The sequence below is a fragment of the Bordetella bronchialis genome, assembly GCF_001676705.1.
GTDB lineage: Bacteria > Pseudomonadota > Gammaproteobacteria > Burkholderiales > Burkholderiaceae_B > Bordetella_C > Bordetella_C bronchialis.
This window is the reverse complement of record NZ_CP016170.1, coordinates 4,878,014-4,891,104: the sequence shown is the minus strand read 5'-3', so window position 1 is coordinate 4,891,104 and position 13,091 is coordinate 4,878,014. Positions and strand designations below refer to the sequence as shown.

The following is a 13,091-nucleotide window of genomic DNA, read 5'->3' as shown; positions in this document are numbered from 1 at the left end:
TGGCCTCTTCGTGTTATCCGATCTGGATCAATGGGCCGACGATAAAGACGCTGCCGGCGGTGGACAGCAGATCGATGTCCCCCACCGTCTCGATGCCCACCACGGGCGCGTCTATCTTGGCCGACGCCGGCGTCAGGGCCATGCTGGACGCGCCGGCTTCCAGCGTGGTCGATACGGCCGACTTGATACTGGTGGCCGCGGTGGCATCCGTATTGATGGCCGTCGCCATGACGTTCAAGCCGGCCGCGCTCATGGACACCGCCGCGGCCCCCGCCGCGCTGAAGGCGATATTGGGCGAAGCGAGCGAGTAGCTTGCCGCGGCGACCACCGAGCCGGTCCCCAGGTTGTCGTTCTGGGTGGCGACGTTGTTGGTGACGGTGCCCGCCGTCCGGGTGACGGTGACGTAGGTCTCGTTGAGATCCGTCACCACGGTCTTCTTCTCGAAGGGCGCGAACTTCCAGGTCTTGCTCCAGTCCACCACCAGCTTGAAGCCCAGCGTGAAGTCGAAGAATGCCCCTTCCTTGGTGTCCGACTTGATGCCCAGGAAGTTGCTGATCGCCATGCCGCCGACGCTGTCCAGCTTGGCGCCGACGAAGTTGGTCATGACGATGCCGCCGGTCGTCGAGCCGCTGATGCCGGGCGCGAACGACTTCGTGCTGCTCAGGAAGTTGGACAGTTCGGCATTCGTACCGCCGGCCGATACGCGATAGTGGCCGGGCACTTCGATCAGCATGCTGGTGCCGGCGTGGATATCGCCGTTGCCGTCGGTCCGCAGGCTGAAGCCGTCGGCGACGCCGGCGGTATTGGACGTGCCCAGGTTCAGCGAGGTATTCGCCACGGGGCTGTACAGGTTGACGGATGGCTGGTCCGCGGTGCCCCCGGTCCGCGTATCGGCCAGCACCACGCTGTTGCCGGCCGGCGTGGCGATGACGTGCTGGCCCGCGTTGTCGACGTTCACCGGACTGGGCGCCTCGACATTGGGCAGGGCGGCGACGATCACCGGCCGGTCGGGGTCGCCGCGCAGGAAGGCCAGCAGCACCTCCGTGCCTTCGCGCAGGGGGAAATGCATGCCGGCATTGGACAGCCCCTGCGTGGCGGCGCCGCCCGCGTAGGGCGTGGCCATGCGCACGAAGGCCGAGTTCTGGTCGCCGTCGTAGCGCTGCCGCGCGAAGAGAAAGCGCACTTTGTAGCGCCCGTGTTCGTCCGGCTGGGCGTAGCGCTTGGGCTGCCGGGGATCGGAAATATCGACGAAGCCGTTCAACAGCCGCGTGACTTCCGGCACCGGCGTGCGGCGCGGCGGCCGGAACTGCAGGGGCTCGGACGGTTTGGCCGGGTCCAGCCAGCGCGGCAGGGCCACGAACTCCGCGCGATAGGCAGGTCCCTTGCCGCGCGGCGCCGTCTCCACGGCCTGCGAGCCTTCGTGCGTGACCTCGGTCACGTAGTAGTCGTGCGTTTCGTTGCCGCGGTGGTATTCGGAAACCTGCAGGTACCATCCCGCGCGCAGGCCCGGCGTGGCGGCCTCGCCCTCGGCCCGGATGCGGCCGCAGGCCTGCTCCTGGGCGCGCCAGCGCGCCAGCGTCGTGCCCGATATGCTGCCGTCGCCCTCGACCTGTTCGAAATGGTCGTCGACGCTGTGGATTTCGCCCAGGCCGCGCTCGTTCGGCGGCAGCGGCACATTGGCCCGGCTCAGCAGGGTCAGGGTGGTGTTGTCGTGGTCCTGGTGGCCGTGCAGCACCACCGCGCGCGGCGGCAGGCCGACCTGGCGGTTCAGGCGGCGGATGGCGATGTGCCGCGCGTCCGGATCCAGGATGCCGCGCGGGTAATGGATGGCGATGTCGGGCGTGGCCGGCTGTTGCGTCACGTCGTTGGCGAAGACCACCGACTCGCGGTCCTTGCCCTGTTCGAACCAGAAGTAGACGCCGTAGTATTCGAGCCTGCGCATCAGGAAGTCCAGGCAGGATTCCTCGAACTGGCAGGTGAAGTCCGTGCGGGTCCTGGACAGCTGCGTGGCCGAGATGCGGTAGTCGTAGGGCGCGCCGTCGCCGCCATAGGTGTCGGTCAGGCCGGCGTTGTCCAGCAGCTGCTTGATCAGGTCGGCCAGGTCGCGCTTCAGGTAGATATCCGACCACTGCATGTTGCGCAGGCGGACCAGCCGTGGCTCCAGCACCACCTGATAGTAGCGATGCGTCTCGTCGCTGCCGGCCTCGCCGGCCCGCGTGACGATGCCATGCCATTGCCGGGCGCCGCCGCCGGGCATCTTCGCCGTCAGCGTCGCGGCGCGGTCCAGCAGTTTCTCCAGGGGCAGCGCGGCGTGGCCCACGGCGAATGTGATCTCGAAGCGATACGGGCGCGAGACGGCTTCGACGCCGCTCCAATGCGTCACCACGACGCGGCCGGGGGCGCCGGCCGGGCCGTGCAACAGGCCTTCCAGGGTGTCGCAGCGGAAGGTGTAGTCGTAGACGCCCGTGGCCATGATCAGCGGGCCTCCTCCTGCACGGAGACCTTCCAGTCGCCGTTGTCGCCCGGCTCGACCTGCAGCGCGGCGATGCTGCGGCCCTCGGCCATGGCGGAAAGCACCGCGTCGGACAGCACGGGCGTCAGGCTCTTGCGCAGGATGAAGTCGATATTGCGCGCGCCGCTGTCCACTTCGGTGCAGCGCGCGGCGATGGTGTCGGCCACCGTCGGCGCGAACTCCAGCTTGATGCGGTTGGACGCGGCCAGGCGCTGCTGCAGCTTGCCCAGCTTGAGATTGACGATGCCCGCCAGTTCGGAAGGCGGCAGCGTGTAATAGGGCACCACGGTCATGCGGGCCAGTAGCGCGGGCTTGAAGTGCCTGGCCAGGACCGGATGGATGGCCTGCGCCAGCGCGTCGGGATCGGGCCGTCCGTCCTGCGTCAGGCGCGTGATCTCCTCCGTGGCCAGATTGCTGGTCAGGAACACCACCGTGTTGCTGAAGTCGATCAGCCGGCCCTCGCCGTCGGACAGCGTGCCTTTGTCGAATACCTGGTAGAACAGGTTCACCACGTCCAGGTGGGCCTTTTCCACTTCGTCCAGCAGCACCACCGAATAGGGGCGCTTGCGCACGGCCTCGGTCAGCACGCCGCCTTCGCCGTAGCCCACATAGCCCGGGGGCGAACCCACCAGGCGGCTGACCGTGTGCTTCTCCTGGAACTCGCTCATGTTGATGGAGACCAGGGCCTGGTCGCCGCCGAACAGCTGGTCGGCGATGGCCAGCGCGGTTTCCGTCTTGCCCACGCCCGAGGGGCCGACCAGCAGGAACACGCCCATGGGCTGCTGCGGATCGCGCAGGCCGGATTGCGCGGCCTTGACCACCGCGGCGATCTGGTCGACCGCATGATCCTGCCCGCGTATGCGTTCCTTCACGTGGTCGGCCAGCGCCATCACGCCGCTGACGGCGTCGCGCTGCATCTTGCCCAGCGGCACGCCGGTCCAGTCGGACACCACCCGGGCCACGGCGTCGGGATCGGTCTCGATGAAGACCAGCGGCTCGCGGCCTTGCAGGGACTTCAGGCGGGCGCGCGCTTCTTCCAGCCGGGCGGTGAGCGCGCCGATGTCGGCCGGCGCCGCGGCCGCCGCGTCCTGCGCGGCCCCGGCCTGGCCGTCCGCGGTGCTGGCGGCGGCATCCCCGTCGGAGGCCTGCGCGGTGTTCGCGGCGGCCTGCGGGGTCTGCGCGGCATCGGCCGCGCCGTCGCCGGCCGTCGCATTGACGGCCGGGGTGCCTTGCGCCGCGCCCAGTTGCCGGCGCAGGTCCAGCACCGCCTGCGCGGCCGCTTTTTCTTCCAGCCAGCGGGCCTCCAGGGCCGCGCGGCGCGCCTCGAGGTCTTCGCGTTCCTGCGCGATGGCGTCCAGCCGCTCGCTATGGCTGCCCGGCTCGTAACGCACGTCGCGCGCCAGGGCCTCGCGCTCCCGCTCCAGGCCGGCCAGGCGGCTTTCCAGGTTTTCCAGTTCGGCCGGCTTGATGCCCAGGCCGATGCGCACGCGGGCGGCGGCGGTATCGAGCAGGTCCACGGCCTTGTCCGGCAGCAGGCGGCCGGTGATGTAGCGGTCGGACAGCTCGGCCGCCGCCACGATCGCATCGTCGCGCACCGTCACGCCGTGCGCGGCTTCGTAGCGGTCCTTCAGGCCGCGCAGGATCTGCACGGCGGTCGGTACGTCCGGCTCGTCCAGCTTGACCACCTGGAAGCGCCGGGCCAGCGCCGGGTCTTTCTCGAAGTACTTCTTGTATTCGCTCCAGGTCGTGGCGGCGATGGTGCGCAGCTCGCCCCGCGCCAGCGCGGGCTTCAGCAGGTTGGCCGCGTCCGAGCCGCCGCTCTGGCCGCCGGCGCCGATCAGCATGTGCGCTTCGTCGATGAACAGGATGGTCGGACGGGCCGCGCCCTTGATCTCGTCGATGACGCCGCGCAGGCGGTTCTCGAATTCGCCCTTGACGCTGGCGCCCGCTTCCAGCAGGCCCATGTCCAGGCCCAGCAGCCGCGTGTCGCGCAGGAAGTCCGGCACGTCGTTGTTGACGATGCGCAGGGCCAGGCCTTCGACCACGGCGGTCTTGCCGACGCCGGGCTCGCCCACGCAGATGGGATTGTTCTTGCGGCGGCGCGCCAGGATGTCGATCATCTGGCGGATCTCGCTGTCGCGGCCGAACACCGGGTCGATCTTGCCGGCCGCGGCCTTGGCGGTGAAGTCCTCGCAGAAGCGGCCGATCGCCGCTTCGCCGGCGGCGGCCGGGCGCGCCGCGCCGCCGGATGCCGTGGCGCTATCGGCGATCTGCGTGCTGGCTTCGGCCGAGCCGTCCACGATGCTGCCGAAATCGCCGGCCAGCTTCTCGCGCGAGATGCCCCGCAGCGTCTCCGCGTAGCGCGTGCCCGCGCCGTAGTAGCTCAGGCGCGATACCAGGGCCAGCAGCATGGCGCCGCCGCGCACGCGGCTCTCGCCCAGCGTGATCGAGGCGGTCAGCCAGGATTCCTGCACCCATTCCGTCAACAGCGCCGAGAACACCGGACGGCCGGGATTGCCGTTCTTCAACTGGGCCAGGCTCTCGTCCAGCTGCGCCGCCAGGCGCAGCGGATCGATGTCGAAGTGCGCCAGGATGCGGTGAACATCGCCGCCGGGTTCTTCCACGAGCCGGCGCAGCATGTGTTCGACGGCAATCTCGTAGTGGTTGCGCGCCAGCGTCAGGCCGGCAGCGCCTTCCAGCGCCGCCGAACACGTCGGATTCAGGCGCGCGAACAAGGGTTTCAGTTCTACCAGCATCATTGCAAAGCCCCTTCGGATATCCGTGTTGATTCGGTGTCGATCGGCAGGAATACGTCGTCGTAGCGCGGCCAGGGCACGGTGGCGTCATCCGGATCCGCTTCCGGCAGCCAGGTATCCAGGCCCAGTTGATGCCACCCGGTGCCCAGGCGGGCTCCCGGGCGGTCTTGCGGCGCCACGTGCAAGGCCAGCACGCAGCGCAGCGGCGTCTTCAGGTACAGCGCGATGGCGTCGACCAGGTCGTTGTGCCGCTTCGTGCCGGGCAGCAGCGCGGGCAGGCGATGCGGCGGGATCGGCCCGACGTGGATCACCAGTCCGCCCGAACGTTCCTCGATGCGGCTGCCCAGCAGCGCGTCCTCGCCCAGCACGCAGGCCTGGGTGTCCAGCAGGCAGCGCGCGGGGCGGGGGATGAAGACGGTCTCCGCCACGCAGGGCTCGACTTCCACCGGCAGGTGGTCCAGCAGGCCGGACACCAGCGACTGCAGGCCCAGGGCGGACCGCGGGAACTGGTTGAAGTTGCCGGCATGCGGCAGCAGGGCGCGCGCGCCGGGCCGCCGCGATACGCGGCTGCCGCCCAGCCCGATCAGGGAGAACAATTGGTCCAGCCGCGTCTGGTCGCCACGCTCGGCGACGGCCAGCCACAGGCGGTTTTTCTCCCAGGCGCGGAACAGCAGCGGATAAAGCGCCGCGTGCAGGATGTCCAGGAAATCGCGCGCCGTGGAATTGCCTTCCAGGTGCTGGTCGATCAGGTCTTCGGTATAGAAGGTCGGTAGCGGCGAGGTGACGCCGTACAGCCCGAAGAAGTTGGCCGTGATGCGGTACTTGCCCGCCGCGTCGCGCTCGATGGTCTCGATATCGCGGTCGGGAAAGGCCAGCGACAGCGCGGGACGCACGCGGATATTGCGGGCGAACGCGCCCTCGTCGGAGTCGCGCAGCCGCAGCAGGCGCAGGGCCTGGAAAAACGCGTAGCGATGCCCTTCCTCCAGCAGCGGGTCGGCGTCGGCGCCCGCGCGGCCGGCGGGGGGCGCTACAGCAAGCGGTAGCGACCGATCTTCGCTGGCCATTTCAGCGTTTCTCCATTGACGATGTCCACCAGCGTCAGCGCGCTGTAGGTGTTGAGCGCGGTCGTGCCGGCCAGGAATTCGTCCAGCACCGTGCCGAAGACGAACAGGCTGCCCGGCCCGGGGAAATGGTCCCCGCGGCATTCGATGCGCACTTCGCTGCCCTGCACCGGCATGCCGCGCACGATGCGCCGAGCGGGTTCCACCGTGACGTTCTGGATGGATTCGATGCTGCGCCGCGCCGCGGCGTTGCGCTGCGCGTCCACCTGGCGCGGCGGGATATACAGCGACAGCAGGTCGCGCAGCTGTCCTTCGCTGGCCAGCGCCAGGTGATTGGCGTTCAGGTGCGAGAGCACGCGCCACAGCAGCGCGCTGTCGATCACCGGCGGGCAATGCGGCGTCACGCCATGGATATTGCGAAAGCCGATGCGCGCGGGCGAGTTGTCCGTGGGCTCGCTGATGTCCCCCAGCCGCAGGCTTTCGGGCAGGCCGCCATGGGTGCAGGTCAGGCGCACCGAAAGGGTCTGCGGCCGCGGCGCCTCGTTGCCCGCGTAGGGCAGGCTCAGGTAGTGGTCGTAGTCGCGGTGCAGCGCCGACGAGCGGATGCTGACGTTGTACGAGGCGTCGTCGCCTCCGCGGAAAGCCGCGAAGGGATGGTAGTCGCGTTCGGCGCCGTCGCTGGCGCGGGCGCGCACGCTGTCGACGGAAAAGATGCGCTCGACGGCCTTGTTGGTGCGCGCGATCGGATGGATGCGGTAGTCCGGCTGCAGGTGGTCGACGCGGATGGGATGGGCGTCCTGCGCGAAAAGGTTGGCGGCCGGCGTGGCGTTCAGGACGAAACTGGACGGGCCCACCGCCGGCGCCCAGTCGGGCACCTGGTCGAACAGGATCTGGACGGAAAAGCCGGTGGCCTTGCCCCGATTGGCCCACGTCGACAGGCCGGTCAGGTCCAGGAACATCAGCTTTTCCGGCAGCGCGAAGTACTCGTGCAACACGCGCCAGGCGGGGTGCGCGCCGGCCGGCCAGGGCAGCAGTTCCAGGTCGGGCCGCAGTCCCGCGGGTTCGATGCTGGTGGGCGGCAGCACGGTCACCGGGCCGCCTTCGGCGCCGATGCGCACTTCGCTGACGTAGCGCTGCAGCAGCAGGTACAGGCGCGCGGCGTCGGCGGCGTTGTCGCCCAGGTACAGGCGCAGCCGGTCGCTCTTCCAGTCGGCGGCCGCCGGGCCCACCATCGCGAACTGCAGGCGCAGCGAGCGCGGCCGCGTGCCGCCGCCTTCCCACTGCACGGATTTCAGTTCCACGGGTTCCAGCGTGACGGCGAACGATGCGCGGAAAATGGTGCGCTGCCCGTCGACCGGAACGGAGGCGAACTCCGTGCCGGCGGGAATGGTGAGCGGCCCTTCCAGCGTGGCGCGCGGCTCGTAGCGCATGATGGTCATGCAGGGCAGCGGCCGCAGCATGTGCGGAAAGAGCAGCTGCGCCAGGTTCTGGATGAATTCGGGGAAATCGTCGTCCAGCCGGTGGCGGACGAGACCGGTCATGAAAGCCACGCCTTCCAGCAGGCGTTCGACATCGGGGTCGCCGGCGCTTTCCGCGCCCAGGAGCGGCGCCAGCGCGGGATTGCTGGCGGCGAATTCGGCCGCGAGCGTGCGCAGATAGCCCAGTTCCTGTTCGTAGTAGCGATTCAGCATGCCCTTACTGCCTCATGACGGGTTTGTACTTACTGGCGGCGCAGCGATACGCGGCCGTTGGAGGCCACGCTGGATGCCAGCCTTACGGGGATCTCCCGGTTGTCGACCGCGATGAAGCCCGAGATGGCGAAGGCCAGGGACAGCACTTCGTCCTGGGACTCCGTGAAGGAAATGCGGGGTTGCCGCAGGCGCGGCTCGTAGCGCTGGATCATGCGGGTCATGTCTTCGATCATCTCCGCCGTGGTGCCGGTGCTGAACGAACCCGCCAGGTTGGTGAAGTCGGGCACGCCGAACGACAGGTCGATCGGCACGCTGCCTTGGCGGGTATTCAGGATGCGGCGCAAGTGGTCCAGGATGGAGTCGACCAGGATCTCCGCCCGCGTGATATGCGAGCGTTCGTCGTCGGAGCCCAGGCTGGCGATGCGTTCCAGCAGCCGATGTTCGCGCATGGCGGTGCGGGCAGGGCGGGCCGGCGGGCCCGCCCTTGCGCCTTAGGCCTTCGGCGCCAGCCACGAATCCTCGGATTCGATGCCGTCCGGTTCCCACGTCCAGGTGATCTTTTCGTAGGTCAGCGAGACATCTTCCATGTGGCCGAGCTGGCGGTTGTCAGGCTGCAGGCAGTTGGGGACCCACAGGTGGGTGCCGACAACCACGGCGTTCTCCAGCTTGATGGTGTAGTACTTCTCTTCCGTGCCCTTGGGGCTGATGCGGTAGAACTCCAGGGTCGCGGTCTTGAGCTGTTCGCCGGAGCACAGGGCCTGGTAGATCTTGGGCGAGGACTTGTCGATTTCCTTGACCAGGGTCATGCCCAGGTGCTGGCGCTTGCCGGAGGGCAGGCCGGATTGCGGGTTCTTGGGGATCTCGATGTTGTGATCGACCGCTTGCACCAGGATCTTGCCTTGGTGGCCGGTGATTTCGCACGAGCCTTCGATCTTGCCTTGGTTCTGGCCTTCCAGGGTGAGGTAGCAGGGCATAGCCATGTTAAATTCTCCTTGCAGTTGTTGACGCTATAGGCACGCACGTGTAACCGAGGCGTGCTGTGGCACGTAACCGGCGGCGTGCCGGTGGCAGCCGGCACGCCAGTTCCGGTAGGTCTTCGGGGTCAGCTCTTGTCGAGCTTGCCCACCAGCGACAGCGTGAAAGACGCACCCATGTACTTGAAATGCGGGCGCACCTTCAAACTGACGCGATACCATCCCGGGTCACCTTCAACATCCGAAACGGTAATTTCCGCCTGGCGCAGCGGACGGCGGCTACGCACGCCCGGCGCCGGGTTGTCCATGTCCGCCACGTACTGGCGGATCCAGTTGTTCAGCTCGGATTCCAGGTCGGTGCGTTCCTTCCAGGTCCCGATGTTTTCGCGCTGGATGACCTTGATGTAGTGGGCCAGCCGGCTGACGATGAAGATATAGGGCAGTTGGGTGCCGAGCTTGTAGTTCAGCTCCGCTTCCTTGCCTTCCTTGTTGTTGCCGAAGAACTTGGGCTTCTGCACCGAGTTGGCCGAGAAGAACGCCGCGTTGTCGGTGTTCTTGCGCATGGTCAGCGCGATGAAGCCCTGTTCCGCCAGTTCGAATTCGCGGCGTTCGGAGATCAGCACTTCCGTGGGGATCTTCGTCTGCGTTTCGCCCATGGCCTCGTAGTTGTAGATGGGCAGGTCGCCCACCGTGCCGCCCCCCTGCGGGCCGATGATGTTGGCGCTCCAGCGGTACTGCGCGAAGCTGTCCGACAGGCGGCTGGCGAAGGCGAAGGCGGCATTGCCCCACAGGAAGTCCTTGTTGCCGCCGGTCACGTCCTCGTTGTAGCGGAACTTCTTGCTGGGCACGGTATCGTCGCCATAGGGCACGCGCAGCAGGAAGTTCGGCATGGTCAGGCCGACGAAGCGGGCGTCCTCCGACTGGCGGAAGGCATTCCACTTGGTGTATTGCGGGCCCTCGAAAATCGCCGACAGGTCCTTCAGGTTGGGCAGGTCCGAGAACGAGTCCATGCCGAAGAACTGCGGGCCGGCCGAGGCGATGAAGGGCGTGTGCGCCATCGCCGCCACGCTGGCGATCGATTGCAGCAGCTTGATGTCCTGGCCGCCTGGATTGAAAGCGTAGTTGCCGATGATGGTGCCGAAGGGCTCGCCGCCGAACTGGCCGTATTCGGCGGTGTAGACCGCCTTGTACAGGCCCGAGCGGGTGATGTCCGAGGCGTCCTCGAAATCCTCCAACAGCGCTTCCTTGGACACGTTCAGGATTTCGATGCGGTTGTTTTCGCGGAAATCCGTGCGGTCGATCAGGAACTTCAGCGAGCGCCAGGACGATTCGAGCTTCTGGAACTGCTCGTTGTGCATGATGGCGTCGACCTGCCGGCACAGCTTGCGGTCCAGACCGGCGATCATCTCGTCGATCAGGCCCTGGCTGACCTTTTCCTGGGAACGGCTGGGTTCCAGCAGCTCGGCCACGAAGGCTTCCAGGCCCTGGCGCGTGATGGAATAGGCTTCGTCACCCGGCTTGACGCGCGTGGACTCGATCAGTTGATCGATCAGCGATCCGCCGGCCTGCGCTTCGCCCTGGGGCGCGGCGCCGGCCTGTTGCTGGGGGGATTCCTGGCTCATCGTTTACTCCTTGGTCTTGTCCGCGGACTCGTCGGACGCCTGCACACCCAGTTCGCCCAGCAGCCGCTCGCGCGCGCCTTCGTCCTGGATCAGCGATTGCAATTTCTTGCGGAATTCGGGCAGGTTGCCCAGGGGACCCTTCAAGGCCTTCAGGGCCTCGCGCAGTTCGATCAGCTGGCGCAGCTCCGGCACCTGGCCGACGATGGCGTCCGGCTCGAAGTCGCGGATGTTTTCGAACTTCAGGGAAACCGCCATCGCTTCGTCGGTTTCGCCTTCGGCCAGGCGGTTGGGCACGGACAGCGTCAGGTTCAGGTTCTGCGCCTTCAGCACGTCGTTGAAGTTGTCCTTGTCGACGCGGATGGGCTTGCGCTCGTCCAGCGGCGTGTCGGATTGCTGCAGCGTGAAGTCGCCGATCACCAGCTGCTTCAGCGGCAGTTCGACCTGTTCCTGCGCGTCGCCGGTGGCCGGCTTGTAAACGATGTTGACGCGTTCCTTCGGGGCTACCGATCCTTCATTTGCCATGTTTATCTCCTGGGTTTCGGTGATCAGGCTGCGGCGGTTGACTGCGAAAGTTGCCAAGCGGCCCTGCAATCGACACTGGCCAGCCTGGCCAGCGCGCTGGAGGACCCGGCGTCATCGGCGCCGTATCGCAGTTCGACGGCCGCCGCCAGCGCCAGGGTTTGCCGGGCGAGTTCCGGCTCCCATGACGGCAAACGATGGGCGTCGAGTTCTTCAATCAGGGGCATGAGCAGCGGCCGGATGTCGGCGCGGCCGTCGAAGCGGTGCAACAGGGCGCATTGCGCCAGGCGCAGGCGGAAGCGGGCGCGCGCGCCTTCGCTGCGCCGCGCGGCCTGCTGCAGGCGGTCCAGCGCCTCGTCCAGGTTGCCGGCGGCCGCGTCGGCCTCGGCGGCGGTGGACAGGGCGGCCAGTTCGTCGCCGTCCTTGCCGGCGGCCGGCTGTGCCGCGCCGCCCAGTCCTTCCAGCCAGGCGCGCGTTTCGGCGTCGGCGAAGGGCTGGCCGTCGCTGAATTTCAGGTCTTGCAGGCCGGGCAGGCGTTCCAGCATCCGGGCGGTCTCGAAGGCCACCGTGGCGGCGGCCTGGGTGGCCCCCAGGCGAATCAGCGCCGCGTGGCTGGCGCGGTTCAAATCGAGCCAGTAGCGATGCGCGATCAGGTGCGATTCGGCGAATTGCACCACCGCATCCGGCTCGGCGGTCTGGGCGATGCGCTTGAAGCCGTCGACCGTCTGCATGGGCGGCGGCATCAGCAGCGTGGCGCCGGCGCGCACCGGCGGCAGGCTGTCCAGGGCGGCCCACGCGCAGATCCGGTTGATGCGGAAAAGCAGCGGCTGCGTCGGCTGCGTCTGCAGGTACCAGTCGATCAGCGGACGCAGGCCGGCCAGCGCGGTTTCCGCGGCATCCTGCGGGTCGCCGCCGGCGGCCGGCACGACGGCCGCGGCGGGCGGCGGCGCCATGACGGCGGTCGTGGCGGGGGTAGCGGGGGCGGCAACGGCGGTGGCCGTCGCCTGCTGCGCGGCCACCGCGGGCACCGCGGCGGAAGCCTCCGTGGCGGCCGGCGCGGGCGCGGCCTCGGCCGGGGCCGCGGGCTCGGGTGCTGCCTGCACCGGCAGCGCGCGCAGCGTCGAGCGCAGGCCGTAGAAGGCCGGCGCTTCTTCGTCGTGGGACTGCCAGGCCGCGTCCAGCGCTTCCCAGTCGGCCAGCATGGCCTCGTAGGTTTCGGCGGGCAGGGGGGCATCGCCCTCGCGGCCCGGCTGCAGGCGCTCGCCCAGGTGGTCCAGCAGCCACTGCATCTGGTTGCGCCGGCCCCGCAGGCGCGCGGCCGGGGGCGACATATCGTCCCAGTAGGTCTCGACCAGGTCGCGCAGCACATGGATGCCGGCGGCCAGCCCCTGCAGGCCGGCGGTTTCCAGCAGGCCGGCGGCCAGCCAGGCCCCCGCCGCCAGGTCCTTGCCCTCCTGGCCGAGCACCTGGTTCGCCAGCGTCACGACCGCGCCCCAATCCATGGGCGCGTTCGCGTGGATATCGGTCAATTGGTCGATCTGTGCCTTCAGGGCCGCGAACGCATCGCCCTCCCGCGGGTTATCGCCGGCCGGTCGGTCGCTGCTGATGGGTTGCTTACCCACATCACGGTTGACGAGAGCTGCGGACACAGTGTTTCACCTTTGTATCAGCCTCGCGGGTCCGGCCGGAAATGGCCTGATACGCGCTGCTGCAATCTTTCGACCCATTTGGGGAAAAACTGTCAAACCCCGATCGATGGAACGCATGCTATCGGCGTGGCGTTAACCACACGTTTAAGGATCGGTCCAGGCCGCCGTTACACTATGAAATGCATTAAACGGTAATTAAACGTTTAATGTGTACAAAGCGGTTTGCTTCGTAGCGGGCGGATACCAGCCGGAGACATACATATATAGGGGATGGAAGACGTGAACTTGATGACAGCCCGTCTCGCGG

General features: G+C 67.8%; 9 protein-coding genes. All 9 read right to left on the bottom strand.

Translation table 11 applies throughout. From position 1 onward, the window contains the following. Positions 1 to 13: 13 nt before the first annotated feature. Positions 14 to 2,473, bottom strand: coding sequence for a type VI secretion system Vgr family protein (locus tag BAU06_RS21470; RefSeq protein WP_066355238.1), 2,460 nt, complete (start codon positions 2,471 to 2,473; stop codon positions 14 to 16). 2 nt (positions 2,474 to 2,475) lie between these two features. Beyond that, positions 2,476 to 5,271: a type VI secretion system ATPase TssH gene (gene tssH / locus BAU06_RS21465; RefSeq protein ID WP_066355234.1), complete on the bottom strand. Its 2,796-nt coding sequence runs from the start codon at positions 5,269 to 5,271 to the stop codon at positions 2,476 to 2,478. Then, positions 5,268 to 6,332 carry a type VI secretion system baseplate subunit TssG gene (gene tssG / locus BAU06_RS21460; RefSeq protein ID WP_066355232.1) on the bottom strand — a complete coding sequence of 355 codons (1,065 nt, stop codon included), beginning with the start codon at positions 6,330 to 6,332 and terminating at the stop codon, positions 5,268 to 5,270. Before tssG ends, tssH begins: the two co-directional genes overlap by 4 nt. Continuing rightward, positions 6,296 to 8,020, bottom strand: coding sequence for a type VI secretion system baseplate subunit TssF (tssF, locus tag BAU06_RS21455; RefSeq protein WP_066355229.1), 1,725 nt, complete (start codon positions 8,018 to 8,020; stop codon positions 6,296 to 6,298). The genes tssG and tssF overlap by 37 nt, the downstream gene beginning before the upstream one ends. Before the next feature lie 29 nt (positions 8,021 to 8,049). Next, positions 8,050 to 8,469 carry a type VI secretion system baseplate subunit TssE gene (gene tssE, locus BAU06_RS21450; protein WP_066355223.1) on the bottom strand — a complete coding sequence of 140 codons (420 nt, stop codon included), beginning with the start codon at positions 8,467 to 8,469 and terminating at the stop codon, positions 8,050 to 8,052. Between the two features lie 42 nt (positions 8,470 to 8,511). Further along, entirely contained in the window at positions 8,512 to 9,000 is a 489-nt protein-coding gene (locus BAU06_RS21445; protein ID WP_066355218.1) for an Hcp family type VI secretion system effector, read from the bottom strand. Between the two features lie 122 nt (positions 9,001 to 9,122). Then, positions 9,123 to 10,616, bottom strand: a complete 1,494-nt coding sequence (gene tssC / locus BAU06_RS21440) for a type VI secretion system contractile sheath large subunit (RefSeq protein WP_066355216.1) — start codon at positions 10,614 to 10,616, stop codon at positions 9,123 to 9,125. Between the two features lie 3 nt (positions 10,617 to 10,619). Beyond that, the gene (tssB, locus tag BAU06_RS21435) at positions 10,620 to 11,138 is read right to left on the bottom strand and encodes a type VI secretion system contractile sheath small subunit (RefSeq protein ID WP_066355212.1); all 519 of its coding nucleotides are present in this window, start codon (positions 11,136 to 11,138) and stop codon (positions 10,620 to 10,622) included. A 23-nt stretch (positions 11,139 to 11,161) separates the two neighbouring features. Then, entirely contained in the window at positions 11,162 to 12,784 is a 1,623-nt protein-coding gene (gene tssA, locus BAU06_RS21430) for a type VI secretion system protein TssA (RefSeq protein ID WP_066355210.1), read from the bottom strand. Positions 12,785 to 13,091: the final 307 nt, after the last annotated feature.